The organism is Kitasatospora sp. NPDC008115, from assembly GCF_042957205.1.
Classification (GTDB): domain Bacteria; phylum Actinomycetota; class Actinomycetes; order Streptomycetales; family Streptomycetaceae; genus Kitasatospora.
Map to the genome: position 1 here is coordinate 198,366 of NZ_JBIBHU010000013.1, position 26,216 is coordinate 224,581.

Sequence of the window (26,216 nt, forward strand, 5' to 3'; positions counted from 1 at the left end):
GGCGGGGCGGCGCGCGGCCCGGGCACCGGGGCCGCACGCGGCACCCGGGCCACGTGCGGTCGGTAGGGTGGCGGGATGGAGATCTGGATCAACCCGCGCTGCGGGAAGTGCCGTACCGCGCTGAACGGACTGGAGGGCGCGGGCGTCACGTACACCGTGCGGCGCTACCTGGAGGACCCGCCGAGCGTCGCCGAGCTGGAGCAGGTGCTGGAGCGGCTGGGCCTGGAGCCGTGGGACATCGCCCGGACCGACGAGCAGGTGGCCAAGGACCTCGGCATGAAGCAGTGGGGCCGGGAGGCGGGCGACCGCGAGCGCTGGCTCGCGGCGATGGCCGAGCACCCGATCCTGCTCCAGCGCCCGATCATCACCGCCGACGACGGGCACGCCGTGGTCGCCCGCACCCCCGAGGCACTCAAGTCCGTGCTGCCCTGACGGCCGCCGCCGTCAGCGGCGTTCGAACCGCCGCACCGGCTCGCCCGGGTGCCAGGAGGTGATCCGCACCGCGTCGCCCTCGACGGTGGTGAGCACCACCAACTCCAGCTCCAGCCGGAAGGCCTGGTACGGGCCGGGCGGCGGCTCGGGCAGCTCGGCCTCGTAGGCGGCGCGTTCGGCCGCGTCGGTCAGCTCGACGGCCCGGCCGGACACCTTGGCGTCGCCGCCCGCCAGCGTCTCGTCGCTCGGGTTGCTGTGCAGCGCGAAGCGGGCGTCGCGGCGCAGGTCCAGCGCCTTGACCGCGCCGTCCATCGATCCGATCATCAGGTCGGCGCCGATGAAGTCCACCTCGATGCCGCTCACCCGGGGCGAGCCGTCCTTGCGGAGCGTCGCCAGGACGTGGTGCTTGTTGGCCTCGAAGCGGGCCCGCACGGCGGGGGCCAGGTCCGGGGCCTCGTGCTCGAAATCCTGCCAGGTAGCCATGGCGCCAGTGTGGCACCGGGCACCGACGGCCGCCGTCCGGCGATCGCGTCCGGTGTCGCTGCCCGGCGTCGGTGCCCGGCGTCCCGTCCGGTGTCCGTGCCCGGTGCCACACTGGGCGGGTGACCACCACCACCTACATCGCCTTCCTGCGGGCCGTGAACGTCGGCGGCCGGACGGTGAAGATGGAGCACCTGCGCGCACTGTTCGGCGAGCTGGGCCTGGAACGCGTCGGTTCCTACATCCAGAGCGGCAACGTCTTCTTCACCGCCGAGGCCGCCGACACGGCGGGCCGGGCCGCGCTGACCGGGCGGATCGAACGCCATCTGGAGGAGCGGCTGGGCTTCCCGGTGCCGGTGCTGCTGCGCACGGCCGACGAGGTCCAGGCGGTGCTGGACGCCGAGCCGTTCGCGGGCGTCGAGGCCACCCCGGACGTGCGGCTCACGGTCAACTTCCTCTCCGAACCGCTGCCCGCCGACTTCCCGGTCCCCTACACCTCGCCGAAGGGCGACTACGAGGTGATCGGCGCCGACCCGGGCACCGCGTACGTCGTGGTGCACCTGAAGGACGGCAAGTGGGTCACCGGCGGTGCGCTCTTCGGGAAGTCCTACCGGGGCTCGGTGACCTCCCGGTTCCTGCACACCACGGCCAAAATTCTGGCCGCCGCCCGGAAGGCCTGACGCCCCGGGCCCGCCCGCGACCCGCTCGCGCCCGTCCACGGCCCGTCCACGACGATCCGGAGGCCCTGTTGGCCCGTTCCGCGCTGAACGCGTACACCGCGCTGCTCGACCGCTCGTTCGCCCGGATCGCGGAGGCGGCGGCCGACGGCCGCGCCTTCGACCGCTCGACGATCGTGCGCTGCGCGGACGTCTGGGACAACAACACCTTCCCGCTGTCCGCGACCGCGGTCCGCCGGACCGCGCTGCGCCGCGAGCGGGCCGCCCGGGCCGGGTTGCGCTGGATGGCCGGGCTGGGCGAGGCGCGGTACGCGTGGATGCTGGAGCAGTCGGCGGCGGCCGGGCACCCGGTCGAGGGTCTGATACCGCCGCCGCCACCGGACGGGCCCGGCCTCTTCCGGAGGTACGCGCCCCTGCCCTTGGCGGAGACGGCCGTGGACGGGTACGACCTCTCCCGCTGCCGGCTGCTGCGGCTGCTGGCGGAACACTCCGGCGACCGGCTGGACGTGGCGCTGGACGTGGCGGCGCCGCGCACGGACGCCCTGCCCGCGGGAGGTGGGAGGCCGCCGAGGCTGTTCCTGTCGCTGGACGAGGTGTCGGCGGTCGCGTTCGAGGCGGGACCGGCCGCAGCGGGCCCGCTGAAGTGGCGGGTGGACGCGGACGGGGTGGAGCTCCGGGTGGGCGGGGCCGGCCTGCTGCGGGCGGCCCGGGCCTCGCTGACCGTCGAGGACCGGCACCGGCACCCGATCGGGGCCGACTGGTCGGCGGACCGCCGGTCCGGGCCGTTCGGCCGGCCGGCCGGGCTCGCCGAGCGGACGCCCGGCCCGCCGTTCACCGTCCGCGACGGCGGGTCGCAGTGGCTGGCGGCGGTCCTCGTCCACCGCGCGATGCTGGACATCCGGCTGGCGCGGCACCCCCACGCGGTCTCCCGACGCGCGATCCTGGAGCTCTGCCGGATCTTCGAGGGGGCGGGAACGGACCTGGCGGCGGCGGCACGGCAGGGCGAGGCGGGCGGGCGCGCGCTGATCGAACGTTGGGTGGCACGCGGCGGCGACCCCTGGGCGGGCTGGTTCGCGGATCAGCTCGCCTCACGGAGCCGGCCCGGCCGGACCGGGGAGTGGGCGGAGCGCCTGGTCGATCGGCTGCGGGAGGTGCCGCCGCCCGTCGCCGAACCCCGGCCGCGGCCCGAGAGGGCGGCGGTGCGGCTGCTGGCGGTCCACTTCGAGGGCCACGGCCACGACCCGGACGAGCCCGCATCGGCGGTCGTCCACCTCGCGGTGCCGACGGGGGAGGGCGGACCGTGGGGGCTGATCGTCGAACAGACCGGGCGTCTGGAGCGGTTCCGGCTCGGGCCCGCGGCGTTCGGCACGGCGCGGGCGGTACGGGAGGACGGCGAACGGCTGACGGTGGGAGCCGACTTCACGCTGGAGCGGCGGTCCGCGGAATCTGGACAGGTCGGCGGGGAGCGGCCGAGAATCGGTCCATGATGTCGCGTGAGAACCGGACCCGGGTGGTCCGGCCGTCCGAGGCCGAGCGGGAACGGGCCCTCGGAGTGCTGCGGGAGGGCGCGGGGAACGGCCGGCTGTCGCACGACACCTTCCTCGGGCGGCTGGACCTCGTGCTCCATGCGGGCAGCCGCGCCGAGTTGAACGCGGTGATGGCGGACCTGCCGGGCGGGAACCCGGTGGGGCGCTTCGTGCTGCGCACGGTCGGCTGGGCCTCCGCGTTCGGGGTGCGGCTGGGCGACGCCTGGCGCGCCGAGCGGCTGCCAGGGCTGAGCCTCCCGGAGGCCGGGGCCGGGCAGTTGACGATAGGACGGATCCCCGGGTCGGGGCTTCGGCTGAACGACGCGTCGGTCTCCCGGCACCACGCCGAGCTGCGCCGGGAGGGCGACGGCTGGGTGCTGTACGACCTCGGGTCGACCAACGGGACGCATGTGAACGGCTACCGGATCGTCGGCGCGGCGCGGGTCCGGCCGGGCGACCAGGTGCGGTTCGGCAACCTGGAGTTCCGGCTGGCCTCCGGCTGAGCACACGAGGACGCCCGGGTGCCGGGCCGGAGGGAGCGCCGACGGGAGGGCCGACGGGAGGGCCGGATTGTCAGTAGCGGGTGGTTGGATGCGGGCATGGACCAGGACACCGTGCAGACCACCCTTGCCGCCGAGGTACTGCGGGACGCCGAGGAGCGGGCCCTCGAACTGATCCGGTGCGGCTTCCAGGAGCCTGACGAGATAGCCGAGTCCCTGGTCGATGACCTCGACGACCAGGGACTGACGGTGGAGGAGGCGGAGCGGATCGTCGCTCCGCTGTGGCGGGAGCGTCTGCGGGAGCAGGCCGCCTGGCCGGAGACGACCGACGTCGACCGGCTGGAGGCCGCCTTCGACGCCCTGGAGGAGCTGGGCATCGTCGCCGCGATGGACTTCACCTGCTGCGCGAACTGCGGCTACGCCGAGATCGGGGGCGAGGCCGAGGAGGATTCGCGCGGGTTCGTGTTCTTCCATCAGCAGGACACCGAACGGGCCGCCGACGGCGGTGCGTTGATGCTGCGGTACGGCGGGTTCCAGGTGGACGGCGAGCCGACCGAGGCGGCCGTGCGGCGGACGGCCGAGGTCGGGCGGGAGGTCGCCGCCGCGCTGACGGCGGCCGGGCTTCCGGTGGAGTGGGACGGCTCCCCGGAGACGGCGATCGCGGTCACGCCCATCACCTGGCTCAACCGCCTGCCGGAGTAGCGGCCGCCGCCTCCCGGACGGTCCGTCAGGAGGTGGAACCCGGGTTCGGCTCCCGGCCAAGGTGAGGCCGAACTCCCGGATGTCCTAGGTCAAGGGGCTCACCGACGTGGGCGGGGGCGCGTCCGAGTGGGCTTCGCCGTCGACGATGCCAACAGCCGCCTGCCCGACGGACTCACCCGCACTCGGCCCCACCCCGTCACCGGGACCGTCACCTTCATCCGGACGTCCACCACCCGCCGCACCTGAGCGGGCGGCGCCTCACCCCGAGCCGGGCGAGGACGGCAGCGCGGCCTCGATCCCGGCGACGACGATCGCCAGGCCGCGCTCGAAGCGCTGCTCGAAGCCGCCGAAGAGGTCCCGGCCCGCGGCGGCGGCGAGGGCGTGCTCGGGGTCGATGCCGGCGGCCCGCTGCTCCGGGTCGTAGCCGGGCGCCCGCTCCCCCGGCACCGGGTGGACGGCCTGCTCCTCGATCACGAAGCCGATGGTGAACGCGTAGGCGGTGGTGAAGGCCAGGACGGCGTCGCCGAGTTCGAAGCCCGCCCGGCCGAACGCGGCGAGCAGGGCGTGCTGCCCCTCGGTGTGCCCGGAGTCGGTGAGCCGGGTGCCGCTGAAGACCTTGGCGCCGTCCCGGTAGCCGAGCAGCGAGGTCCGCAGGGTGCGGCAGGTACCGGTGACCGCCTCCTGCCAGCTGTCCGGCACGGCGGTCGGCCCGGCGGACATCCGGCGGAGCATCTCGGTGGCCATCTCGTCGAGCAGCGCCTGCTTGTTGGCGAAGTGCCAGTACAGCGCGGGCGCCTTGACGTCCAGCTCGGTGGCGATCCGGCGCAGGGTGAGCCCGTCGAGGCCGGTCTCGTCCAGCAGGCGCAGGGCGGTGTCGACCACCTGGGCGCGGTCCAGCTTCGGCGGCATGTCGCGCTCCTTCCGGGCGGCTGTTCTCGCTCGGCCGCGACGTCCAGCCTCGACGTCCGGCGTTGACAATTTAACACCGTTAAGCCCATGCTTCTGGACGTCCGCCACTTAACAACGTTAAGGAGAGTGTGCGATGGCGCACGCCCAGAACCGGAACCGGGCCCAGGACCGGAGCGCGACCGAGGTCCTGATCGTCGGTGCCGGGCCGACCGGGCTGACCCTCGCCTGCGACCTGGCCCGGCGCGGGGTCTCCGCGCTACTGGTCGAGCAGGCCCCGGCGCTGTTCCCCGGCTCACGCGGCAAGGGCCTCCAGCCCCGCACCCAGGAGGTCTTCGAGGACCTCGGCCTGCTCGACGCCGTGCACGCCGCCGGCCGCCCGTACCCGCGCATGGTGAGCTGGGAGAACGGCGAGCGGCAGGGTGAGTGGGACCTCGTCGGGCGCGCCGAGCCGGAACCGACCGTGCCCTACCCGGCGGTCTGGATGCTCCCGCAGTGGCGCACCCAGGAACTGCTGCACGACCGGCTGCGCGAGCTCGGCGGCGAGGTCGCCTTCGGCACCGCGCTGAGCGGCCTCGACCAGCACCCCGACCGGGTCGAGGCCCGGCTGACCGGGCCCGACGGCACCGGGCGCACGGTCACCGCCCGCTACCTGGTCGCCGCCGACGGCGGGCGCTCCACCGCCCGGCGGGCGGTGGGCATCCCGATGGCGGGCGAGCAGGTCGACCCGCGCCCGGCGCTGGTCGCCGACGTCGAGATCGACGGCTTGGACCGCGAGAACTGGCACTGCTGGCCGAAGGGCCCCGGCGGCGCCCTGCTGCTCTGCCCGCTGCCGAGCACCACCGCCTTCCAGTTGTTCGCCCAGTTCGGCGAGGAGGGCGGTTCCGGGGAGGGCGGCCCCGGGGACGGCGGCCCCGGGGAGGAGCCCGACGCTTCGGCGGAGGGTGTGCGGCGGACCATCGCCGCCCGTACCCACCTGCCGGAGTCCGCGGTCGGCGCCGTGCACTGGGCGTCCGCCTTCCGGCCGCGCGCGGCGCTCGCCGAGCGGTTCCGCGAGGGCCGCGTCTTCCTGGCCGGCGACGCGGCGCACATCCACTCCCCGGCCGGGGGCCAGGGCCTCAACACCAGCGTCCAGGACGCCTACAACCTGGGCTGGAAGCTCGGCCAGGTGCTGCGGCACGGCGCCGACGAGTCGCTGCTGGACAGCTACGAGCAGGAGCGGCTGCCGATCGCCGCCGACGTGCTGGAGATCTCCACCCGGCTGCACCGCGCGGGCGGCGTCCGGGCCGGCGCGCTGCGGCGCGGCCCGCGCACCGAGCAGCTCGGGCTCGGCTACGAGGACGGCCCGCTGACCGTCGAGTTGCGCCCCGGCCTGCCGGAGGAGGCGCTGCGGGCCGGCGAGCGGGCACCCGACGCCCCGTTGGACGGTGCGTCGGCGAACGACGCGTCGGCGGACGACACCCCGTTGGACGGCGCGGGCGCGCGCCGGCTGTTCGAGCTGTTCCGCGGCCCGCACGTCACCGTGCTCGCGGTCGGCCACCCCCTGCCGCCACTGCCCGCCGGGGTGCGCGGGCACCGCGTCGACGGCGGCGTCGCGGAGCAGGCGTACGGGCGGGGCCTGTTCGTCGTCCGGCCGGACGGCTACCTGGGCCTGGCCACCCACGACCCGGCCGACCTGCCGGGGTACCTGGAGCGCTTCGGCCTGCGCTGAACCCTCCCCGCCCGGGGCCCCCGACCACCCCGGTAGCGTGCCCGGCATACGCCGGAGGCATATGCTCCGCGCGTAGATCAACGGCCCGCGAAAACCCCCGGCGCTCAGTCGTCCACCGCCTCCCAGGCGCCGGGCGCCCCCCACAGCGGCTCGGTGCATCGCTGGTAGGTGGCCTGCCAGTGCGGCCAGTGCCGGGCCACCATGTCGTCGCAGTCGGCGAGCAGCCACTCGACCACCGCCGGCTCGACGCCGTCCAGCAGCCAGGCGAGCGCGTCCGGACTGCCCGGCCCGTCGGCCGAGTGCAGCACGTCCAGCAGCTCGGGCAGGCTGCCGACCCGCGAGCCCTCCGCGAAGACCGACTCCATCCGCGGCAGCAGCTGGCGCTCCTCGATCCGCAGATGGGTCTCCAGCCGGGCCGCCAGGTCCTCGATGGCGTACGCCACCGGCCAGACCGACCCGGTGTCCCGGCTGGCGATCCGGACCAGGGTGGTGACCCTGGTGAACGAGTGGTCGAGGTTGTGGTGGTCCGCCTCCAGCCAGTTCAGCAACAGGCGCAGCTCGGGCGCGAACCGGCGCACGATCGGCCAGACCCGGGTGTCCTGCTGCTCGTGGTGGCAGGTCAGCATGGCGGTGACGAAGGTCCAGTGCCGCAGCAGCGCGGCCCCCTTCTCGTCCTCGTCGGGCTGCAGCAGCCGCAGCGCGTTGGGCAGCCGGGCGAGGTCGCGGCGGAGCGCGGCGTGGACCAGCCGCAGTCCGGCGAACCGGACGGCCTGCGGCTCCTCGTCGGCGATGTGCTCGTGCACGGGGCCGCCCTGGGCGGGCACGGCCGGCGAGACCGGGGACGCTACGGGCAGCAGGTGGGTGGGCATGGCACTCTTTTCACGCTCGGACAAGGGCTTGGCACTGGCACGGCCTGGCACAGCTGGCGGGGACGGTGCTCCACCACAGTGGTGAGAGGACATCAGAGGCGAATCAATGTCCGATTGACGTGCAGCTCAGCGGCCGTACGGCCGGTTCCGGCGGGCGCTCCGGCGAACGCGGCGCAACATTCCGCCGCACCCGTCCCGTGTACCAGGGCGAGGGTGCGTCGTACGCCGCACCGGGAAGCCGACGAGGAACAGCGAGGCCGGATGTCACCGGATCAGGAACGGACGTTCGACGAGTTCGTCGCGGGCCGGTACGCCGCGCTGCGCCGCACCGGGTACCTGCTCTGCGGCGACTGGCACCTCGCCGAGGACCTCGTGCAGACCACGCTGGTGCGGCTCTACGCCCGCTGGCCGCGGCTGCGCGAGCCCGAGGCGGCGTACGGCTACGCCCGGACGACGCTGGTCCGCGCCTACATCGACACCCGGCGGCGGCGCGACTCGCAGGAGGTGGCGGCGCCCGACCCGGCCGTCCTCCTGGAGGACGGCCGCGACGGCGGGCGGCGGACCGGGGCGCAGGCCGACCCGGAGCGGCGGCTGGCGCTGCTCGCGGCGCTGGCCCAGGTCACCCCGGCCTACCGGGCCGTGCTGGTGCTGCGGTTCTGGGAAGACCAGTCCATCGAGTCGACGGCGGCCGCGCTGCGGCAGAGCACCGGCGCGGTGAAGTCCGCGACCAACCGGGGCCTGACCCAACTGCGGGCGATCCTCGGCGACTCGGTGCACGAGATCGCCGCGGGCTGACCCGACCACCGCGAGCTGATGAGGAGAGGAAGGGCGATGGGCCAGGAGGACCGGGATCTCGACGCCGAGCGGGTGGGCGCGCTGTTCCGTACGGTGTTGGACCAGCGGGAGCCCGCCGTGCCGTCGGTGGGTCCGCAGGTGAAGCGGGCCGGCGCCCGGCTTCGGCTGCGGCGGCGCGTGCTGACCGTGACGGCGGCGGCGGTCGCCGTGGCGGCGGTCGCCACGGCCGGGGTCGCGGTGACCGGCCGCTCCGGGCCGGACGCCCCGGCCGCGGGCGTCACGCCGAGCGTGCCGGACGTGCCGTCCCCTTCCGGTACCCCGACCGGGCCGGCCGACCCGACCACCCCGCCCGCCTCGCCCGCCGATGACCCCCTGGCCGCCGACCGGCGGCTCAACGGCGCCGGCCACGCCGAACTGCTGCGATTCCTGCGCGACCACCCACTGCCGGGCGTCACCGGCGTCGACGGGACCACGAGCGTCCGGGAGTTCACCATGCGCCGCGCGAACGACGGCCAGGTCAGGTTCATGCGGGAGTTCGAGGGACCCGTCGGCTCCCCCGGGGACCGGGGGTCGCCCTGCGCCGCCCGGACGCTCCCCAACGGCGAGACGGCGGACCCCGTCGGCACCGGCTGCCTCACCGTGCCGCTCCCCGACGGGGCGCTGGCCTGGGTCCTGCACCCGACGTACCGCGACCAGCCGAAGTCGGTCTGGATCCGGCTCGTCACCGCGCAGGGCCGGCAGTTCACCCTGAGCCTCGACTCGACCCCGGTCGACGGCACCTACACCACGGTCCCCCTGGAGGCGGTGCGGGACCTCGCCGCGGCGCCCGGGTTCGTCCGGGCGGTCGACGAGGGGTGGCAGGACTCGGCGGTCCGCTGAGAGCCGAGCCCGCCCGGACGCCCTGCGGGCTCAGTCGCTCTGCGGCCCCGCGAGGTTCCTGCTGAGCCACTGCAGGGTGTCCGGGATCATCTTCTTGAAGTCGCTGGTCAGGTGCTTGCCGCCGGGCTGCTCGTAGTACTCGACGGTGAGCGGCGGTGCGGCCTTCGCGATCCAGGCCTTGACCAGCCTCATCTCGTACGCGTTGCCGCCGCCGGCGGTGGCCAGCATCCGCACGTCGGCCTTGCCCTGGGCGACCAGCAGGTCGGGGCTGTTGGCCTGGCGCTCGGCCTCGTGCCCCCTCCAGAGCGGCGAGTCCGGGTTGAAGTAGCCGTCGATCGGAACGGCGGCCTTGAACCGGTCCGGGTACTGGAGCGCGAGCTTGGCACTGCAGAACGCCCCGGTGGAGGCGCCCATCAGGCCCCAGCCGTCACGGCCCTTCACGGTGCGGAAGTTGGCGCGGACGAAGTCGGGGACGTCCTCGGCCATCCAGGTGCCCATCTTCGGCTGGCCCGGGATGTCCGCGCACTCCAGGGCCTTGGCCTCGTTGGATTCGAGGTTCTGCACCGGCATGATCATGATGAACGGGTGCGCCTTGCCCTGCCGGGCGAGGTCGGCGTCGATCTCCTGGATCGGCAGCTGGTTGTCCGTCCAGGTGTTGTAGCCGGCGCTCTGGCCGCCCGCGTACAGGGTGAGCACCGGGAAGCCGGTCTTCGCGTACTTGGGGTCGTTGTACTCCGGCGGCACCCAGACCCAGACCTTCCCGGTGACCCCGGACTTGGGTCCGGCCAGCGTGGTCATCATGATCTGGCCGGCGGCGGTGTCCCTGGCCTTGCTGAACGCCGCCTGCGGGCCGGTGGGCATCAGCACCTTGCCGGAGGGCGCGGGCGGCGCGGTCGCCGGCGGGGCGGTCGTGACCGGAGCCGTCGTGGCCGGAGCCGTCGTCACCGGGGCAGTCGTCGCCGGGGCCTCGGGCGCGGACGACGACGCCGAGCCCGCGGCCCCCGTGGCCGCCGCCGCATCCCCCGACTTCCCCGCGCTCCCACCGTCCTTGCTCCCACACGCCGCCAACGCGGCGGCCAGGGTGACGACGGTGGCGCCGGTCAGCACGGCGCGAAAACGGGAGGACTGCGGCTGCACGGTGAGAACTCTCCGACCGGTGTCGCGCCCGCTCCCACGGAGCCGGGCGGTGGCCCCCGGGTGGGGCCGGACAGACCCGGGAGACCCCCGGGAGACAGCGCGCCGCCCACCCCGGGGGCACGCCGTCCTGCGATCTTATGACGTCCCCCACCACCCCCCGGTTGCGCCTTGGCCAGCACGTATCCAATGTTTGCCCCCAATCGGGCAAAGCCCCCCACCCACCCCTCCCACCCGACGGGCCCCCACCCCCGCCACCCGACGGGGGTGCACCCCACCACCCCCGAACCACTCCACCGAGCGACCGCCCGCCGCCGGCGGGATGGCCGCAGGAGACCGGCGCTGACATCTTTGAGCGGATCGAGCAGACCGTCGGAGACCTCAGGAGCCTGACATGTTGGAACGCGTCGCCGTTGTCACCGGAGCCGGGAGTGGGATCGGGCGGGCGGTGGCGGTCGAACTCGCGGCCGGGGGTTGGCGGGTGGTGCTGGCGGGACGGCGGGAGGAGGCGTTGCGGGAGACCGGGCGGTTGAGTGGGGTGGGGGCGCTCGCGGTGCCGACGGATGTCACCGACGCGGCTGCCGTGGAGGCGCTGTTCGGGGTTGCGGTGGAGCGGTTCGGGCGGGTGGATCTGCTGTTCAACAACGCCGGGACGTTCGGGCCCGCAGGCACCGTGGACGACATCGACGTCGATGCGTGGCGGGCGGCGGTCGACCTCAACCTCACCGGGACCTTCCTCTGTGCCCGCGCGGCGTTCCGGCAGATGCGGGCACAGCAGCCGCAGGGCGGCCGCATCATCAACAACGGATCGATCTCCGCGCACGCCCCACGGCCGCGCTCGGCCGCGTACACCGCGACCAAGCACGCCGTCACCGGGCTGACCAAGTCCCTTTCCCTGGACGGCCGTCCGTACCGGATCGCCTGTGGGCAGATCGACATCGGCAACGCCGCCACCGAGATGACGGCCGCGATGAGCCGTGGTGTGCCGCAGGCGGACGGGCGGATCGTGGTGGAGCCGACGATGGACGTCGCCGATGTGGCGCGCACGGTGCGGCACATGGCGGAGTTGCCGCTGGAGGCCAATGTGCAGTTCGCGACGGTGATGGCGAGCGCCATGCCGTTCATCGGTCGCGGCTGAACCCGCACGAGGAAGGGGGACGGCTACGGACGCCAGGTGTCGTTCAGCGTCACATGCCTCGTACAGGCCTCGTGCAGGCCTCACGCAGCCGTCCGCGCACGACAACAGGGCCCGGCGGTCGCACCCGCCGGGCCCTGCCCCTGTCTCACCTGGTTTCCGCCGGCGTCACCGGCGCCGGGTCAGCTCGTGGCGATCGAGGTGTCGTCGATGACGAAGCTGGTCTGCAGCGAGGCGTCCTCGGTGCCGGTGAACTTGAGGGTCACCGTCTGGCCCGCGTAGGCCGACAGGTCGAAGGTCCGCAGCTGGTAGCCGGCGGCCGCGTCGACGTTGGAGTAGGTCTTCAGGGTGGTGCCGTTGACCTGGACGGTCAGCTTGTCGTACACCGTCGAGCCGGACTCACCGGTGTCGATGTGCAGGTAGAAGCCCAGCGTCGCGCGGCAGCCCGCCGGGATGCTCACCGTCTGGGACAGCGTGTCGGTGTGGGTCGAGCCGTAGCCGTTCAGCCAGGCCTTCCACGAACCGCCGTGCGCCGCCTGCGAGGAGGAGTTGTCGACCACGCCGCTGGAGGCGGTCCACGGCGAGGCCGTGCCCGTCTCGAAGCCCGCGTTGCCGAGCAGCTGCGCCGGGGTGCAGGTGCTGCTGGAGTCGGTGATCGTCCAGGTGAAGCTCGCCGTGCCGGTCTTGTTCGCCGAGTCCTTGGCCGTCACGGTGACGTTCGAGGTGCCGAGGGTGGTCGGGGTGCCGGTGATCACGCCGGTGGAGGCGTTGATCGACAGGCCGGCCGGCAGGCCGGTGGCCGAGTAGGTCAGCGGGGCGGCACCGCCGCTCGCCTTGATGGCCAGGTTGACCGCGGTGCCGGTCTTGGTGCTCTGGTTGCCCGGGTTGGTGACGGTGACGCCGCCCGGGTTCGGGGGCACGGTGCCGACGTTGACGCCGGCCCATGCGGTGCCGACCGCGATCACCTCGGGGCTGCCGGCGCCGTAGAGGTCCCTGGCGGCGTTCTCCGTCGCGGTGCGCGCCGCGGCGAAGTTGGTGGTGGAGGTCATGTACGAGGTCAGCGCCTTGTACCAGATCTGCAGCGCCTTGGCCTGGCCGATGCCGGTGACGGTGACGTTGTTGGCGGTCGGGCTGTTGTAGCTGACGCCGTTGATCACCTTGGCGCCGCTGCCCTCGGCCAGCAGGTAGAAGAAGTGGTTGGCGACACCGGAGGAGTAGTGCACGTCCAGGTTGCCGACGCCCGAGTACCAGGAGTCGGCCGAGCGGCCGTCCTTGGAGGGCTTGTCCATGTAGCGCAGCGGCGTGCCGTTGCCGTTGATGTCGATGAGCTCGCCGACCAGGTAGTCGGGGTTGTCCTTCGCCAGGTTGGCGTAGAACTCGACCGCGTTGCCGAAGATGTCCGAGGTGGCCTCGTTGAGGCCGCCGGACTCGCCGGAGTAGTTGAGGTCGGCGGTGGCGGAGGTGACGCCGTGGCTCATCTCGTGGCCGGCCACGTCGAGTTCGGTCAGCGGGTGGGTGTCGCCGTCGCCGTCGCCGTAGGTCATGCAGAAGCAGCCGTCGTCCCAGAAGGCGTTGACGTAGCCGGTGTCGTAGTGGACGCGGCTGAAGGCGCCGACACCGTCGTTGCGGATGCCGCTGCGGTTGAAGGTGTTCTTGTAGAAGTCCCAGGTCGCGGCGGCGCCGTACTGGGCGTCGACGGCGGCGGACTCGCGGTTGGTGGCCGAGCCGTTGCCCCAGGTGTCGCTGGACTTGGAGAACAGCGTGCCGTTGCCGGTGGTCCGGTTGCCCATGTCGGTGGTGTACTGGCCGCCGCGGGTGCCGTCCTTGAGCTGGAACGAGGATCCGCTCTGGGTCGTGGTCAGCGGCACGGTGCCGACGAAGACGCCGTTGCCGGTGCCGGTCTTGACGCTCTCGACCTTGCTCAGCACGGCGCCGGTGGTGGCGTCGGTGACGACCTTGAGGCGGCTCGGGGTGCCGTTCTCCTGCTTGCCGGAGACGACGGTCTCCCAGGCGAGCTTCGCGGTGCCGTCGGCGGCCCAGACGACCAGGCGCGGGGCGGTGTCGAGCGCGGAGCCGGCCTCGGCGGCCAGCGCGGCGGCCTGGGCGTTCGGCGCGGCGAGCTTCGGAGTGGTGTTCACGCCGCTCAGCACGGCCTCGCTGGCCTTGGTCACGCCCGTGGTGGCGCCGGTGGCGTCCTGGTGGACGATCAGGTCGCCGCCGAGCACCGGCAGGCCGGCGTAGGTGCGCTGGTAGCGCAGGTGGCGGGCGCCGGTGGCGTCCTGGACGACGTCCTTGCTGACCAGCTTCTCGTCACCGGTCAGGCCCAGGGTCTGGGCGATGCCGACGGTCTGCTGGTTGGCGGAGGCGATCAGCTCGGCCCGGCTCGCCTGCTGCGCGGCGACGGCCGCCGGTGCGTCAGGGGTGGCCGCCTGCGCGATGACCGGGATTCCGGTCACCAGCAGCGCGGTGGTGGCGGCCATGACAACCGCCGCCTTCCGGGCGTGGGCGTAACGGGACATGCGGACTCCTTTTCCGACCGCCGCGGGTCGCGGCGGTGGAGAGAACCTGGCCGCGGGGTTGCGACTCAGTGGGGGCCCCCGCCGCCGATACGCGGCGCGGGTGCGGTTGCGGAGCGAGGTGGTCGAGCGGTTTCCGGCAGGGGACGCGCCGTTCCTCACCTGGGACAGCTGCACCGGGGGGTGGGGCCCCCTCGTCTGCAGCCGCAGGAATCGTGGCAGCAAACGAGCCGTTAATGACAGATGCATGCCATGGATTGGCCGATTAGCTACCGGCCCGTACATCCGTCAGGAGCGTGGCGGTGTTACGCCGATGAGAACTCCTGGAAATCGTTTTCATCCCCGCCGAAGAGGTTTGGCCACCTCCCGCGGGCACTGACCAGCGCTCAGGAGGCGTGTCCGGCCCGGACGGTGCGGGCCGGCGCCGGACCGGCGCGGCACCTCACCTTTCCGGCCGTGCCAGGGGCGGTTTTCGGACAACTCCATTCATTGAATGGAACCGGAAGCGGCTTGAAACCGTTCGGGTCCCGCACCGCCGATGGCGGCACGGGACCCGAACGGCGGCGCTCCGTCAGCCCTGCACGAACACCGCCACGGTGCGGCCCGGCACGGTGAAGGTGCCGGTCGCGGCGTCGAAGCCGGCCTGCCTCACCACCGGATCGGCGCCTTCGCCTGCACCGGGTGCAGCGCCTGGGCCGTCCCGGCGAGCGACGCCACCGTGACGCCCTTCTCCGCGCCCGGCAGCCCGGTGCCGTCGAGGTGCAGGGTGATCACCCCGGGCGGCTCGCCGGGCGTGCCGGACAGCGGGTAGGAGAGCCACTGCTGGACGGCCTCCAGGGTGGGCAGCGCGAACAGCGGCGAGGAGCGCTTGATCCGCGGCAGGTCCTGGTACTGCGCGCTCGCCGCCCGGATGTCGGCGGCGCCGACGGTCAGCCGGGGATCGGCCGGCAGGGCCTTGTCTCGTCGTCGCGCTTGAGCGGCAGGGTCTTCGGGGTGCCGCCGGTAGCGGTGTCGAAGACCTGGACCGAGAAACCCGGTGGGACGACGACGGTCCGCGCGTCGATCCACTGCGCCTTGGCCGTACCGGGGTCCAGCTGGGAGGAGGCGCCTGCGGACTGCGGCAGCAGGTGGCCGGGGCGGCCGCCGAGGAGCCAGACCTCGCGGCTGTCGGCGGCCAGGTCGAGGGACTGGTCGTCGGGCAGGTCCTTGTCGCGGACGGCCGGGTCGCCCTCGGCGACCCGGACCTCGCCGGTGGCGCCGATGTCGATGTGCCGGTCGGTCTCGACGTCCTTGACGCCGTTCTTCTCCACGCCGGTGTCGTTGCCCCGGTCGCCGTTGGCGAAGCGGTCCGGCAGGACGAAGGAGAACTGCTCACGGGTGAGGTCGTGCCGCCCGGCGGTGGCGGCGAGCGCGGCGTCCGTGGGCGGGCCGGGCCGGGCGGGCGGCGGCGAGGGCGGCCGGACCGGCTCGGGTTGCCGAGACGCCGGCGGCCTGCAATATGTTCCGGCAAGATGCAGAAAGCGCTTCGGGCAAGGAGAATGCGTCCCCCTTCCTGATGCCCACCCCCGATTGCGCCACCCGGCCCTCCCGGCATGACAATGGGACGTATGCCCGTCCCACCGGTTCGCACCAGACCCGATCGCACCCCCTCCCCCGGTGGGAGCCACCCCCTACCTCTCAAGGGGGACAGCTGGTGAAGAATCCACTTCCGGAGGATGAGCGGACGGCTACGGGACGTCTGGCAGACTTCTCGTCCATGGGGGAACCGACCGAGATCCAGCAGAACGGCGGCCGCATGCCCGACGGAGCCACTAGCGCGGCCCCTTCCCGAACCGCCACCCTGCGCACCCGTGTGCGTGAGCAGCGCCGTTCCCCGGCGCGGCCTCGGATCTGGTTCGAGCTGGCGCTGATCGGCCTCAGCTACTGGATCTACTCGCTGGTGCGCAACGCCGTCCCCGAGCAGGAGTCGGTGGCGCAGAAGCACGCCGGCTGGATCTGGGACCTGGAGAAGTCCCTCGGCATCGCCGTCGAGCGCTCGGTCAACCACGCCGCCGACAGCATCGGCTGGCTGATCACCGGCATGAACTACTACTACGCGACACTGCACTTCATCGTGACCATCGGCGTGCTGGTCTGGCTCTACCGCCGGCACCCGGGCCGCTACGGCGCGGTGCGCACGGTGCTGTTCGTCACCACCGCGATCGCGCTGGTCGGCTTCTACTTCTTCCCGCTGGCACCGCCCCGGCTGATGACCGACGGCGGCTTCATCGACACCGTGAAGACGCACGGCACCTGGGGCTCGATGGCCTCCGGCCCGGCCACCCATGTCTCCAACCAGTTCGCCGCGATGCCCTCGATGCACATCGGCTGGTCGACGTGGTGCGGTCTGACCATCTTCTTCCTGGCCCGCCGGACCTGGGTCCGGGTGCTCGGCCTGCTCTACCCGGTGGCCACCCTGGTGGTGATCGTCGCGACCGCCAACCACTTCTGGATGGACGCCGTCGGCGGCGTGCTCTGCCTGCTGGTGGGCTACCTCGCCGCCCGCTGGCTGTACCACTCCTGGGTCTACTCACTCCCACAGGTGCCCGTCAGGGCGGAGCAGCCGGCCGAGCCGGTCACCGTCCCGGAGCAGTGGAGCGAACCCGCGGTGACCAGCGCCCGGCGGTAGCGCCGGCACGGACGAACAGAGGGGCCCCGGACACCACCGGGGCCCCTCTGCCGTCCCGCCCCGTCCCACCCTGTCCCGTCCCGCCGCGCCCCACCCCGTCCAGCCCCGTCCGGCTTCCGCGTCACCCGTAGAACAGCCGCTCCACCACCGACCGGGCCCGCCGGGTGGTGCGCCGGTAGTCGTCCACCAGCTCGCCGCTGTGCCCGGCCCCGTACCCCAGGTAGCGGGCCACCCCCGCCAGCTCCCGGGCGTCCGCCGGGAAGGAGTCCCCCGGCCGGCCGCGCACCAGCATCACCGCCGAGCGCACCCGGGAGGCCAGCACCCAGGCCGCGTCCAGCACCTCCGCGTCCTCCGCGCCGACCAGCCCGGCCCCGGCCGCCGCCGCCAGCGCCGCCCTGGTCCGGGTGGTGCGCAGCCCCGGCAGCCCGTGCCCGTGCTGGAGCTGGAGCAGCTGGACGGTCCACTCGACGTCCGCCAGCCCGCCCCGGCCGATCTTGGTGTGGGTGGTCGGGTCGGCGCCGCGCGGCAGCCGCTCCGCCTCGATCCTGGCCTTGATCCGGCGGATCTCCAGCAGGTCCCGCTCCGGCACCCCGGTGCCCGGGTAGCGCAGCGGGTCGACCAGCTGCCGGAACCGCTCCCCCAGCTCGGCGTCGCCCGCCACCGGCTCGGCCCGCAGCAGCGCCTGGCTCTCCCAGGCGTGCGACCAGCGCCGGTAGTACGCCGCGTACGAGGCAAGTGAGCGCACCAGCGGGCCGTTGCGCCCCTCCGGCCGCAGGTCGGCGTCCACCTCCAGCGGCGGCTCGGTGGACGGCGCGGCCAGCAGGGCGCGCAGTTCCAGGCAGACCGCCTGGGCGGCCCGGGCGGCGTCCTCCTCCAGCGAGCCGAGCAGCGGCTCATGGACGAAGAGCACGTCCGCGTCCGAGCCGTAGCCCAGCTCGTGCCCGCCGAAGCGGCCCATCGCGATCACCGCGAGCCGGGTCGGCAGCGCGCCGTTGCGGGCCTCCCAGCCGGCCACGCAGGCCCGCAGCGCGCCCTGGAGGGTGGCGGCGTTCAGCGCGGTGAGCGCCTCGCCGGCGGTCTCCAGGGCCTGCGCCGGGTCCTCGCCGAACCGGCCGAGCACATCGGCGGCGGCGGTGCGGAACAGCTCGCGCCGACGCACCGCCCGGACGGCGGCCACCGCGGCGGCGGTGGAATCGGCCCGGCCGACGGCGGCCAGCACCTCCCGCTCCACGGCGGCCCGCCCGCGCGGCACCAGACCCTGTGGATCGCCCAGCACGGCGACCGCCTCGGGCGCGCGCAGCAGCAGGTCGGGGGCCAGCCGGCCGGCCGACAGCACCCGCGCCAGTTGCTCGGCGGCGGCGCTCTCGTCGCGCAGCAGCCGCAGGTACCAGGGGGTGCGGCCGAGCGCGTCGGAGACCTGGCGGAAGTTGAGCAGCCCGGCGTCCGGGTCGGCGGAATCGGCGAACCAGCCGAGCAGCACCGGCAGCAGGGTGCGCTGGATGGCCGCCTTGCGGCTGACCCCGGAGGCGAGCGCGGTGAGGTGGCGCAGCGCGGCGGCCGGGTCGGCGTAGCCGAGCGCCTCCAGCCGGGCCCGGGCCGCCTCCGGGCGCAGGCCGGCCGCGCCCGGCGGCAGTTCGGCGACGGCGTCCAGCAGCGGGCGGTAGAACAGCTTCTCGTGCAGCCGGCGCACCTCGACCGCGTGCCGCTTCCACTCCCGCTGGAGCGCGGCGACCGGGTCGGCCCGGGTGTCGTCGTTGATCAGCGGGGCGAGCGAGCGGGCGAGCCGGCGCAGGTCCTCCTCGCCGGTGGGCATCAGATGGGTGCGGCGCAGCCGGTGCAGCTGGATGCGGTGCTCCAGCGAGCGCAGGAAGCGGTAGGCGGTGTCCAGCGAGGCGGCGTCGGCGCGGCCCACGTACCCGCCGCGGGAGAGCGCGGCCAGCGCCTCCAGGGTGTTGCCGCTGCGCAGCGCCTCGTCGGTGCGGCCGTGCACCAGCTGGAGCAGCTGGACGGAGAACTCGACGTCGCGCAGCCCGCCCGGGCCGAGCTTGAGCTGGCGGTCCAGCTCGGTGACGGGGATCGAGTCGATCACCCGGCGGCGCATCTGCTGCACGTCGGTGACGAAGTTCTCCCGGGCGGCGGCCTGCCAGACCAGCGGCGCCAGGGCGGCGGTGTACGCCTCGCCGAGCTCCTGGTCGCCGGCCACCGGACGGGCCTTGAGCAGCGCCTGGAACTCCCAGGTCTTGGCCCAGCGCTGGTAGTACGCGAGGTGGCTGGCCAGGGTGCGGACCAGCGGGCCGTTGCGGCCCTCGGGGCGCAGGTTGGCGTCGACCGGCCAGATGGTGCCCTCGCCGGTGGTGTCGGCGCACAGCCGGGTGAGCGCGGCGGCCAGCCGGGTGGCGGCCTGGAGCGCCCGTTGCTCGTCGACGCCCTCGCGCGGCTCGGCGACGTAGATGACGTCGACGTCGGAGACGTAGTTGAGTTCGCGCCCGCCGCACTTGCCCATGCCGATGACGGCGAGGCGGCAGGCCTCGGCGGCGTCCGGGTCCTCGGCGGCGGCCAGGTCGAGGGCGGTCTGCAGGGTGGCGCCGGCCAGGTCGGCGAGTTCGGCGGCGGCCTGGGAGAGGTCGGTGGTGCCGGTGAGGTCGCGGGCGGCGATGGCCAGCAGGCAGCGGCGGTAGGCGACGCGCAGCGCGTCGGCCGGGCGCCCGGCGGGGTCGGCGACGGCGGGGGCGACGGCCTCGGCGAGCGCGCGGCGGAAGTCCTCCGGGCCGGGGTGCATGTCGCGCAGCTCGAAGGTGACCAGGACGTGCCAGTCGTGCGGGTGCCTGGCCAGGTGGTCGGCGAGCGCGGTGGAGACTCCGAGCACGCCGAGCAGCCGGTCGCGCAGCGGCTTGGAGGTGGTCAGGGTGTCCCGCAGGGTCCGCCGGTCGGCCGGGTCGGCGGCCTCCAGCAGCCGGGACAAGCCGAGCAGCGCGAGGTCGGGGTCGGCGGTGGCGGCGAGCGCGTCGAGCAGCAGCGGGTCCGCGCCGAGGCCGTCCAGGGCCGGTTCGGCGAGCAGCCGCAGCGCCCGCGCCGGATCGGTGAAGCCGCGCCGCACCAGCCTGATCTCCGGCCGGCTGACCCGGCTGCCGGCCCGCTGTTCCTCCACCGTCATCGCCTCTCCGTCCGTCCGCCCCAGCAGGCTACGCGCCCGGGCGCCGCGCCACCCGCGAACCCGGCCGGGCGGCCCCGGACGCGGCGACGGACGGTGCGCCGCTTCGCGCACCGCCCGTCGTTCACCACCCGCTCCGGTCAGGCGGAACGGCGGCGACCGATCCGCATGGCCGCCGCGCCCGCCGCGACGAACGCCGCCGAGAGGCCGAGCAGGACCGGCGTCGACTCGCTGCCGGTCTCGGCCAGCTCCTCGTGGTGCCGGCCGTTCTCCTGGCCGTGGTGGCCGCCGTCCTCCTCGTGGTGGCCGCCCTGGCCGCCGCCCTGGTGACCCTGGTAACCCTGGTGGCCCTGGCCGCCGCCGCCCTGGTGACCCTGGTGCCCGCCGTGCCCCGGCCGGTACGACCCGCGCTCACCCGCGCCGAACTTGGCCTTGTTCACGTTGGAGAGGTTGTTCGCCTGCGAGGCCGACTGGCTGTTGTGCGCCGCGTTCGAGGCCGTGTTGGAGTTGGAGTTCGAGTTCGAAGCGTTGTTCGAGGCACTGTTCGAGGCGTTGTTGGACGCCGAGTTCTGCGCCGAGTTCTGCGACGTGTTGTTCGAGTTGCTGGTGGCGCTGTTGTTCGCGCTGTTGTTGAGGTCGTTGTGGATGTGGTTCTGCACGATGACCGTCACGTTGACGTGCTGGTCCTGGGTCTGCTGGCCGTTCTGGGACTGGCCCTGGGACTGGCCCTGCCCCTGCAACTGGCCCTGGGCCTGCTCCTGGCTCTCGGCCTGGCTCTGCTCGCCGCCGCTCCCGCCGGCCCCGCCGTTGCCACCGGCCCCGCCATTGCCGCCGTTCCCGCCGCTTCCGCCGTTCCCACCGCCGTGGCCCTCGTGCCCGCCGTGGCCCTCGTGGTCACCGTGGTGGCAGGGGCAGACGGGGGTCTCCTCGTGGCAGGGCTCGCCGGTGGGGGCCGAGTACGTGCCCGACTCGTCGGAGGCCTCGGGCGTCAGCGGCCGGGGGGTCGGCCGGTCGCGCCCGGCCTCCTCCCCGGCCGGCTCGACCGCCGAGTCCGTCGCGCCCGTCGCGGCCGCCATGCCCTGCTCGACGGCGGCCGCCCCGGGAAGGCCGTCCGACCAGTAGGAATGACGAACCGTCAGTTCCTCCGGCAGCCCGCCCCGGTTGTCGAACGTCCAGGCGTGGGCGGCGCTGCCGCTGTCCTCCGCGGCCACACGGAGGAGCCCGTCGACCCACTCACCCTGGGCCTCCGCCGATCCGGCGGCCGCACGGTGGTCGTCGGCGGAGGGCGAGGCGTAGGCGGCGGAGGCGGCCCCCCACACGAGGGCGGCCGAGGTCAGTCCGGACAGGGCCAGGGTGGTGATTCGAGTACGCATGACACTCCAGGGTGATCCGCAAAACGGATCTTCTGCATACGCCCACTCGCGCCCCCGCAACGGCTCGCACCGCTGCAGAGTAGCCACACTGGCCTAACGGATTACCATGCGCGGGGGACACCGCCCGCCCCACCCGGAACGATTGACGGGCCGTCAGAGAACCTGAAGATTCTTCCGCAGCTCGAAGGGGGTGACCTCGGAGCGGTACTCCTCCCACTCCTGCTTCTTGTTGCGCAGGAACTGATGACTCCCCAGGGCGGGACGAATCAGCACCCGATGGGCAACCGTTGAGCGGTCGTTGGCGAGTACCCTTGGCCACCATCGGCCGATCCCGGACGGCCCACACGCGGCCCAGCACTTCCCGCCGCGCCGCTACTCACGGCCACGATGGCGAGGAATGCCCAAGCTCACCCTGCGGAGTACTACAGGCCCAGCTCGTCGATCCGCCGACCCCACTCATCAAGGATTGTCCTGCCGTCCACTACCTGCTGAATAGCAGTCTGAAGCTTTTTCATAACTGGCCGAAGACTGCTTACCAGCTGGGCGGGGGCTTTGGAACTCTCAGCGAGCTCCTGCAGGGACGGCAGGCTTACCTTACTCGCCTCCACGAGCGCCTTGATACCAGACAGGAACTCCCGGGAGGCATCCGTCACCTCTCCCCCGAGCTCCTCCTCAGCGATTTGGCGAATCATGGCAAGAATTGCCGGATCAATCGCCACAAGCTCAGCGGAATACTGAGACCCAAGCTCGGCATACCTTTCGACTGGCACCTCAAGGCGATCCTTCAGCTGATTCGCAATCGCCATACGCCCAGCAAAGCCTTCACCTTTCTCGTCAGACTCCTTCATTTTACCGGCAGCCCAGACGGTAATAATACCCACCTCGGTGGTAACTTCCGAGATGGATATCATCGTTTGAGCCCATTTGGGCATCGCGGCTTCGGCCTTGGCCATAACCTCAAGGAATCCTGGAGCATCATCAAGACTCTCCGACTCGCCCCCATCTACGGGAGAAGCCCCGTCAACTGCTGGACGAATCGGCTCAATCTGGGTGGCGCTCAAGATACTATTGAGACGTTCCGCAAGTCCTACAACAGCCTTTCGATAGGCTGGCGATCCTTCGTCCTCCAAGCGGAGATCGCGCCAATCGACCCACTGACGTGAGGCAACGAGAGCCACCACCTCGTCACTTGCAGGATTATCGGCAAGCGCCGGAACGTCCACATAGAGAATTGGCAGAAGCAGGTCGCTCACTCCGAGACTAGCCGCATTACCGGCAAAAGTGAGAACTTCGCGCCTGCATTCCTGACTCAAAAAGAACTTGGGCGTAACTACTGGAATCAGAAATGTCCCGCTCAGCAGAGCGGAATCAATTCTTGCCCTCCATGCGTCGCCCCAGGAAATATCCTTGTTGTCGACGAATACACCCAACTCCTCGCCCGTGATCAACTCAAAGGCATCCCCGATCGCCTTGGCTAGCCGAAGAATCCGGCCATCGACCAATTCGTCGTCGCGATGCGTGTAAGACCAGAAGCCCACGGGCCCGTTCTCCGCCATAGCGAGCAGCGTAGACCCTGCCACCGTCCCACGTCTGGCGAATGGCAAGTATTGCCACTCGCCTCCGATCTCGATGAATCCGCCTTACGCCGTCCGGCCTCCGCGGCGCGACTGACCACCACCGTCGCCGCGTACGCGACAGGAGCGGCGGCAAGCGGCCGAGCCTCATACTGGCGCGCCGTGGGCATCCTTGAAGCATCAAGAAGACTAATACCCGCAGCCGGCCCGACATGGCCTGGAGAGATGCCAGCCGCAGGTTCCCGCCCCAGAGGCTGGCATCTGCCGCCCCCAATCGCTCATCCTGAGCAAGGTATCTGCCTAGAGAAGGGAGCGGCGAGTGGCCGAGCGGAGCCCGCGCGGTACCTACCTACGGATCGCCGACGCGATCGAGACCGAGATCAGCGGGAACTCCACAGTGACGTCGCTTCCTTCCGAAGCCCGACTGATGGAGACCCACAGCGTTGGCCGCACCACGGTTCGTCGCGCCCTGGACTCCCTTGCGGCGAAAGGGCTCATCGCGTCGCGTCCCGGAGCCGGGTGGGTCGTTGTGGGTGCCGAGCGCAAGCCGCCGGTACTCGACCAGCTCACCGCGCTGGTGCGAACGCTAGATGTCGGAGCCGACTTCCCCTCGGAGAAGGAGCTCGCCGAGACGACCGGCGCCGCGCGGGGCACCGTCCGACGAGCCCTCGCCCAGCTGGAAGGCGCCGGCGTTCTCGAAGTCCGCCATGGGAAGGGCCGGCGCGTCCGGGCGCTTCCCGCCGATCATTCCTGACCACGATCACCGAGGAGCAGATACAACCGTGTGGGCCTACGAGCTTGCCGAGTCCCTCCTGTCCGCCGACCTTCCCCGCCGCTGGTCCCACTCGAAGGGGGTGGCCAGCAAGGCGCGCACCCTCTCCGGCATCCTCGGCCCGGACGCGGAGCTACTCGAGGCCGCCGCCGTCCTGCACGACGTCGGATACTCACCGCGGCTCGTCGACACCGGCTTCCACCCGCTCGACGGCGCGCGATTCCTGCGCATGGAGAACGTGGACGAGCGCGTCGTACGGCTGGTCGCCCACCACTCGTGCGCGCTGCTCGAAGCGGAGGAGCGCGGCCTGCGGCGGGAGCTGGAGGAGGAGTTCCCGCTGGAGGAGCCTCACCTGGTGGACGCCCTGATCTACTGCGACATGACGACGACGCCGGACGGCACGCCGACGACGACTCCCGACCGGATCGCGGAGATCGTGGGCCGGTACGGGCCCGACAGCATCGTCGGGCGGTTCATCCGCCGTGCCGAGCCTGAGATCGACGCGGCTGCACGCCGGATCGAGGGCCAGCTCATCCAGGCCTGAGCCACGGCTTAGCCGATGTACGGCTGCACCCGGGCGGACTCCAAGCCATGGGTGATCCGCAGCCGCATGGACGGGTGAATGTCTAGGTCGTCGAGGTCCGCCGGGTTCACCCAGCGGACCTCCTTCGACTCCGAACTCGTCCGCAGTTCGCCGCCGACAGGCCGGGCCCTGAAGCAGATGGAGAACTGCTGCCGGACCTCCCCGTCGTCGTACGCCATGACGTGCCCCGGGTCCGTGTACAGGCCCACGACGGAGTCGACCTCGACATCGATTCCCGTCTCCTCGCGCACCTCGCGGACCACCGTGTCCGCGACGGATTCCCCGATGTCGTGCCCGCCGCCGGGGAGCGCCCAGAGGTTGTTGTCGGTCTTGTGGATCAGCAGCAGTCGCCCCGCCTCGTCTGTCACCATCGCGGTGACGGACGGCACAACGGAGTTCGCCGGCGGGGCGGCCGGGTCATGGAAGTAGTCGATCCGGCTCATACGACGACCTCACTTTCGAGCTGGGGCAAGGCGATGGTCCGGGAACCCTCCCAGATGCGCTCGATGCTCGCCGCGTACGTGCTGAACAGCTCTCCGCCCGGCACCTGCGAGAGGTGCAGGACAGGAGCCAGGTAGGCGCCGACTCCGTAGACGTGCCCGTTGACGAGCAGGTCGTCGTCGGCGCGGTAGAGCGAGTTGTAGAGCGTCGTCGAGTGGAGCCGGAACTCGACTCCGGGAATCCCGAACAGCGGCGCGTAGTTGGCCAATGCATTCCGGATCTTGCCCGCCATCGCAGGCCCGATCCCCTCGTCCTCACCGCGCTGAGCCACGCCGGGACTCTCGGGATCGCCCAGCATGAGCCGCACGGGCACGCCAGCCTCTGCCTTCTCCCGGATGAGCCGGAAGAACAGTGGGTCCTCGGACAGCCAGAAGCCCGCGTAGACCACCAGGTCGAAGTGGCGCGTGGCCTTCGAGTAAAGCGAGGTCCACAGCTCCTTCGGGACGACGGCCCGGTGAGGGTAGAGCTTCACCAACTCCGCCCGGCCAGCCTCGGCCGTCGCGCTGCTGGTCTGCTCGTCCGACCACAGCTCCGACAGGTCCCGCTGCAACAGGTTGGCGAGCGCGTACTGAAAACGCCGGTAGGGCCGGCGCCCATCCTTGGCCTCCACCCACCGCTCAACCGTCCGCGGGCTCGTTCCTAGGCGCTCGGCGATCTGCTCAATCGTCAACTTGCTCGCGAGGATGGCCCCTCGCAGCCTCTCGTTGGCCATCGCGCCCTCCCCTGGACGACGTTGCGGCGCTTGGACGATCTGGGACGACTCGACCGTAGCGAAGTCGGATCGTAGCCGTCCAGACGCGCCGTGTTCCGACACGGCCGAAGCGCCGAATCTAGTGATGCACGGTCGGAATCTCCGACCGAACCAAACGAAGGACTTGACGGAGCGTCGGCTTCTCGGCATCGTAAGAGACATGTTCAACATGTCTCGCATGGCGAGGCGGATGAACTGACGGCCCTTCTTTGGGCTGCTCTGAGCTGCATAAACGCACTACCCCGACAACTCAAAAGAGTGATCCACCACCGCAGTCCGTCCGTGACCACGCCGGTCGGGGTGAGTGGAGACCAGTCGGCAGAGAAGGGGCGCACGCCCTGACACCTCGGCCCGCCCTTCAGACGGCGGGCTGTCCATGGGACACGCAGCCGACTCAAAAGACCGACGCGGCCGACCTTTTCGCCGGCGACGATCTCCGGGAGGGATTTCCCCGGAGCGAGCTGCACCGCGTCCAGCTGAGACCGAGCCCCTTGCTTCACCAGTGACCACGGCCCTCGACACCCCCTCGCATCCATGACTGCGGGGCGGGTGCCGGGGGCCGTGGCTGCTCGTGACCGTTC

General features: G+C 72.3%; 25 protein-coding genes and 2 pseudogenes. 12 read left to right on the forward strand and 15 right to left on the reverse strand.

The features are described from left to right. Nucleotides 1-75: 75 nt before the first annotated feature. Nucleotides 76-432, forward strand: a complete 357-nt coding sequence (locus tag ACFZBX_RS18735; RefSeq protein WP_391534827.1) for an arsenate reductase family protein — start codon at nucleotides 76-78, stop codon at nucleotides 430-432. Nucleotides 433-444: 12 nt separating this feature from the next. Here ACFZBX_RS18735 and ACFZBX_RS18740 read toward each other — a convergent pair whose 3' ends face one another. Then, nucleotides 445-915, reverse strand: a complete 471-nt coding sequence (locus ACFZBX_RS18740) for a pyridoxamine 5'-phosphate oxidase family protein (protein WP_391534828.1) — start codon at nucleotides 913-915, stop codon at nucleotides 445-447. Nucleotides 916-1,034: 119 nt separating this feature from the next. Here ACFZBX_RS18740 and ACFZBX_RS18745 point away from each other — a divergent pair, with 119 nt between their 5' ends. The 4 genes from ACFZBX_RS18745 (at nucleotide 1,035) to ACFZBX_RS18760 (ending at nucleotide 4,317) form a co-directional block, all read left to right on the forward strand. Further along, on the forward strand, nucleotides 1,035-1,592 hold the full coding sequence (locus ACFZBX_RS18745; protein ID WP_391534829.1) for a DUF1697 domain-containing protein: 558 nt from the start codon (nucleotides 1,035-1,037) through the stop codon (nucleotides 1,590-1,592). Between the two features lie 68 nt (nucleotides 1,593-1,660). Continuing rightward, nucleotides 1,661-3,076 carry a hypothetical protein gene (locus tag ACFZBX_RS18750; protein WP_391534830.1) on the forward strand — a complete coding sequence of 472 codons (1,416 nt, stop codon included), beginning with the start codon at nucleotides 1,661-1,663 and terminating at the stop codon, nucleotides 3,074-3,076. Beyond that, the gene (locus ACFZBX_RS18755) at nucleotides 3,073-3,618 is read left to right on the forward strand and encodes an FHA domain-containing protein (RefSeq protein ID WP_391534831.1); all 546 of its coding nucleotides are present in this window, start codon (nucleotides 3,073-3,075) and stop codon (nucleotides 3,616-3,618) included. Before ACFZBX_RS18750 ends, ACFZBX_RS18755 begins: the two co-directional genes overlap by 4 nt. 96 nt (nucleotides 3,619-3,714) lie before the next feature. Then, nucleotides 3,715-4,317 (forward strand): DUF6891 domain-containing protein, encoded by a 603-nt coding sequence (locus ACFZBX_RS18760; protein WP_391534832.1) that lies wholly within the window; start codon nucleotides 3,715-3,717, stop codon nucleotides 4,315-4,317. Between the two features lie 258 nt (nucleotides 4,318-4,575). On the opposite strand, the gene ACFZBX_RS18765 is transcribed toward ACFZBX_RS18760, so the two are convergent. Further along, entirely contained in the window at nucleotides 4,576-5,226 is a 651-nt protein-coding gene (locus ACFZBX_RS18765) for a TetR/AcrR family transcriptional regulator C-terminal domain-containing protein (RefSeq protein WP_391534833.1), read from the reverse strand. 133 nt (nucleotides 5,227-5,359) lie between these two features. Between ACFZBX_RS18765 and ACFZBX_RS18770 the strand changes: the two genes are divergently transcribed. Continuing rightward, nucleotides 5,360-6,934, forward strand: a complete 1,575-nt coding sequence (locus ACFZBX_RS18770; protein WP_391534834.1) for an FAD-dependent monooxygenase — start codon at nucleotides 5,360-5,362, stop codon at nucleotides 6,932-6,934. A gap of 104 nt (nucleotides 6,935-7,038) precedes the next feature. On the opposite strand, the gene ACFZBX_RS18775 is transcribed toward ACFZBX_RS18770, so the two are convergent. After that, nucleotides 7,039-7,803 (reverse strand): hemerythrin domain-containing protein, encoded by a 765-nt coding sequence (locus tag ACFZBX_RS18775; RefSeq protein WP_391534835.1) that lies wholly within the window; start codon nucleotides 7,801-7,803, stop codon nucleotides 7,039-7,041. 261 nt (nucleotides 7,804-8,064) lie between these two features. Here ACFZBX_RS18775 and ACFZBX_RS18780 point away from each other — a divergent pair, with 261 nt between their 5' ends. Next, nucleotides 8,065-8,598, forward strand: a complete 534-nt coding sequence (locus ACFZBX_RS18780) for a sigma-70 family RNA polymerase sigma factor (RefSeq protein ID WP_391534836.1) — start codon at nucleotides 8,065-8,067, stop codon at nucleotides 8,596-8,598. Nucleotides 8,599-8,634: 36 nt separating this feature from the next. Continuing rightward, nucleotides 8,635-9,477, forward strand: a complete 843-nt coding sequence (locus ACFZBX_RS18785; RefSeq protein ID WP_391534837.1) for a hypothetical protein — start codon at nucleotides 8,635-8,637, stop codon at nucleotides 9,475-9,477. A 30-nt stretch (nucleotides 9,478-9,507) separates the two neighbouring features. On the opposite strand, the gene ACFZBX_RS18790 is transcribed toward ACFZBX_RS18785, so the two are convergent. Next, nucleotides 9,508-10,614, reverse strand: coding sequence for an alpha/beta hydrolase (locus tag ACFZBX_RS18790; RefSeq protein ID WP_391534838.1), 1,107 nt, complete (start codon nucleotides 10,612-10,614; stop codon nucleotides 9,508-9,510). A 391-nt stretch (nucleotides 10,615-11,005) separates the two neighbouring features. Here ACFZBX_RS18790 and ACFZBX_RS18795 point away from each other — a divergent pair, with 391 nt between their 5' ends. Next, nucleotides 11,006-11,749 (forward strand): SDR family oxidoreductase, encoded by a 744-nt coding sequence (locus ACFZBX_RS18795; protein WP_391534839.1) that lies wholly within the window; start codon nucleotides 11,006-11,008, stop codon nucleotides 11,747-11,749. Nucleotides 11,750-11,928: 179 nt separating this feature from the next. Here the strand turns inward: ACFZBX_RS18795 and ACFZBX_RS18800 are convergent, their stop codons facing one another. The 5 genes and pseudogenes from ACFZBX_RS18800 to ACFZBX_RS18820 all read right to left on the reverse strand — a co-directional run. Then, a complete protein-coding gene (locus ACFZBX_RS18800) occupies nucleotides 11,929-14,265 on the reverse strand; it encodes a M4 family metallopeptidase (protein ID WP_391534840.1) in 2,337 nt (778 codons plus the stop codon). 568 nt (nucleotides 14,266-14,833) lie between these two features. Next, a complete protein-coding gene (locus ACFZBX_RS18805) occupies nucleotides 14,834-14,917 on the reverse strand; it encodes an alpha-1,6-glucosidase domain-containing protein (protein WP_391534866.1) in 84 nt (27 codons plus the stop codon). After that, the gene (locus tag ACFZBX_RS18810; protein WP_391534867.1) at nucleotides 14,911-15,213 is read right to left on the reverse strand and encodes an alpha-1,6-glucosidase domain-containing protein; all 303 of its coding nucleotides are present in this window, start codon (nucleotides 15,211-15,213) and stop codon (nucleotides 14,911-14,913) included. The genes ACFZBX_RS18805 and ACFZBX_RS18810 overlap by 7 nt, the downstream gene beginning before the upstream one ends. Further along, nucleotides 15,192-15,572: a hypothetical protein gene (locus ACFZBX_RS18815; RefSeq protein ID WP_391534868.1), complete on the reverse strand. Its 381-nt coding sequence runs from the start codon at nucleotides 15,570-15,572 to the stop codon at nucleotides 15,192-15,194. The genes ACFZBX_RS18810 and ACFZBX_RS18815 overlap by 22 nt, the downstream gene beginning before the upstream one ends. Further along, a pseudogene (locus tag ACFZBX_RS18820) lies at nucleotides 15,573-15,779 on the reverse strand (hypothetical protein); the annotation flags it as partial. Between the two features lie 239 nt (nucleotides 15,780-16,018). On the opposite strand from ACFZBX_RS18820, the gene ACFZBX_RS18825 reads away from it, so the two are divergent. Beyond that, complete coding sequence (locus tag ACFZBX_RS18825) at nucleotides 16,019-16,930, forward strand: phosphatase PAP2 family protein (RefSeq protein ID WP_391534841.1); 912 nt, start codon at nucleotides 16,019-16,021, stop codon at nucleotides 16,928-16,930. Nucleotides 16,931-17,051: 121 nt separating this feature from the next. Here ACFZBX_RS18825 and ACFZBX_RS18830 read toward each other — a convergent pair whose 3' ends face one another. The 4 genes and pseudogenes from ACFZBX_RS18830 to ACFZBX_RS18845 form a co-directional block, all read right to left on the reverse strand. Further along, a complete protein-coding gene (locus tag ACFZBX_RS18830; protein ID WP_391534842.1) occupies nucleotides 17,052-20,084 on the reverse strand; it encodes a bifunctional [glutamine synthetase] adenylyltransferase/[glutamine synthetase]-adenylyl-L-tyrosine phosphorylase in 3,033 nt (1,010 codons plus the stop codon). Nucleotides 20,085-20,221: 137 nt separating this feature from the next. After that, the gene (locus tag ACFZBX_RS18835; RefSeq protein ID WP_391534843.1) at nucleotides 20,222-21,454 is read right to left on the reverse strand and encodes an LAETG motif-containing sortase-dependent surface protein; all 1,233 of its coding nucleotides are present in this window, start codon (nucleotides 21,452-21,454) and stop codon (nucleotides 20,222-20,224) included. Nucleotides 21,455-21,607: 153 nt separating this feature from the next. Then, nucleotides 21,608-21,697: pseudogene (locus ACFZBX_RS18840) on the reverse strand (glutamine synthetase); the annotation flags it as partial. A 179-nt stretch (nucleotides 21,698-21,876) separates the two neighbouring features. Continuing rightward, nucleotides 21,877-23,010 carry a toll/interleukin-1 receptor domain-containing protein gene (locus tag ACFZBX_RS18845; RefSeq protein ID WP_391534844.1) on the reverse strand — a complete coding sequence of 378 codons (1,134 nt, stop codon included), beginning with the start codon at nucleotides 23,008-23,010 and terminating at the stop codon, nucleotides 21,877-21,879. Between the two features lie 337 nt (nucleotides 23,011-23,347). Here ACFZBX_RS18845 and ACFZBX_RS18850 point away from each other — a divergent pair, with 337 nt between their 5' ends. Both ACFZBX_RS18850 and ACFZBX_RS18855 read left to right on the forward strand, forming a co-directional pair. After that, the gene (locus ACFZBX_RS18850) at nucleotides 23,348-23,782 is read left to right on the forward strand and encodes a GntR family transcriptional regulator (protein ID WP_391534845.1); all 435 of its coding nucleotides are present in this window, start codon (nucleotides 23,348-23,350) and stop codon (nucleotides 23,780-23,782) included. 28 nt (nucleotides 23,783-23,810) lie between these two features. Next, complete coding sequence (locus ACFZBX_RS18855) at nucleotides 23,811-24,344, forward strand: HD domain-containing protein (protein WP_391534846.1); 534 nt, start codon at nucleotides 23,811-23,813, stop codon at nucleotides 24,342-24,344. 8 nt (nucleotides 24,345-24,352) lie between these two features. Here the strand turns inward: ACFZBX_RS18855 and ACFZBX_RS18860 are convergent, their stop codons facing one another. Then, entirely contained in the window at nucleotides 24,353-24,826 is a 474-nt protein-coding gene (locus ACFZBX_RS18860) for an NUDIX domain-containing protein (protein WP_391534847.1), read from the reverse strand. After that, the gene (locus ACFZBX_RS18865) at nucleotides 24,823-25,596 is read right to left on the reverse strand and encodes a helix-turn-helix domain-containing protein (protein ID WP_391534848.1); all 774 of its coding nucleotides are present in this window, start codon (nucleotides 25,594-25,596) and stop codon (nucleotides 24,823-24,825) included. The genes ACFZBX_RS18860 and ACFZBX_RS18865 overlap by 4 nt, the downstream gene beginning before the upstream one ends. Nucleotides 25,597-26,216 lie beyond the last annotated feature (620 nt).

Bases quoted from the DNA above. Each gene is read 5' to 3' on its own strand.
- ACFZBX_RS18735 (WP_391534827.1), top strand. From the start codon at position 76: ATGGAGATCTGGATCAACCCGCGCTGCGGGAAGTGCCGTACCGCGCTG.
- ACFZBX_RS18740 (WP_391534828.1), bottom strand. From the start codon at position 915: ATGGCTACCTGGCAGGATTTCGAGCACGAGGCCCCGGACCTGGCCCCC.
- ACFZBX_RS18755 (WP_391534831.1), top strand. From the start codon at position 3,073: ATGATGTCGCGTGAGAACCGGACCCGGGTGGTCCGGCCGTCCGAGGCC.
- ACFZBX_RS18760 (WP_391534832.1), top strand. From the start codon at position 3,715: ATGGACCAGGACACCGTGCAGACCACCCTTGCCGCCGAGGTACTGCGG.
- ACFZBX_RS18765 (WP_391534833.1), bottom strand. From the start codon at position 5,226: ATGCCGCCGAAGCTGGACCGCGCCCAGGTGGTCGACACCGCCCTGCGC.
- ACFZBX_RS18770 (WP_391534834.1), top strand. From the start codon at position 5,360: ATGGCGCACGCCCAGAACCGGAACCGGGCCCAGGACCGGAGCGCGACC.
- ACFZBX_RS18775 (WP_391534835.1), bottom strand. From the start codon at position 7,803: ATGCCCACCCACCTGCTGCCCGTAGCGTCCCCGGTCTCGCCGGCCGTG.
- ACFZBX_RS18780 (WP_391534836.1), top strand. From the start codon at position 8,065: ATGTCACCGGATCAGGAACGGACGTTCGACGAGTTCGTCGCGGGCCGG.
- ACFZBX_RS18785 (WP_391534837.1), top strand. From the start codon at position 8,635: ATGGGCCAGGAGGACCGGGATCTCGACGCCGAGCGGGTGGGCGCGCTG.
- ACFZBX_RS18795 (WP_391534839.1), top strand. From the start codon at position 11,006: ATGTTGGAACGCGTCGCCGTTGTCACCGGAGCCGGGAGTGGGATCGGG.
- ACFZBX_RS18800 (WP_391534840.1), bottom strand. From the start codon at position 14,265: ATGTCCCGTTACGCCCACGCCCGGAAGGCGGCGGTTGTCATGGCCGCC.
- ACFZBX_RS18825 (WP_391534841.1), top strand. From the start codon at position 16,019: ATGGGGGAACCGACCGAGATCCAGCAGAACGGCGGCCGCATGCCCGAC.
- ACFZBX_RS18830 (WP_391534842.1), bottom strand. From the start codon at position 20,084: ATGACGGTGGAGGAACAGCGGGCCGGCAGCCGGGTCAGCCGGCCGGAG.
- ACFZBX_RS18835 (WP_391534843.1), bottom strand. From the start codon at position 21,454: ATGCGTACTCGAATCACCACCCTGGCCCTGTCCGGACTGACCTCGGCC.
- ACFZBX_RS18845 (WP_391534844.1), bottom strand. From the start codon at position 23,010: ATGGCGGAGAACGGGCCCGTGGGCTTCTGGTCTTACACGCATCGCGAC.
- ACFZBX_RS18860 (WP_391534847.1), bottom strand. From the start codon at position 24,826: ATGAGCCGGATCGACTACTTCCATGACCCGGCCGCCCCGCCGGCGAAC.
- ACFZBX_RS18865 (WP_391534848.1), bottom strand. From the start codon at position 25,596: ATGGCCAACGAGAGGCTGCGAGGGGCCATCCTCGCGAGCAAGTTGACG.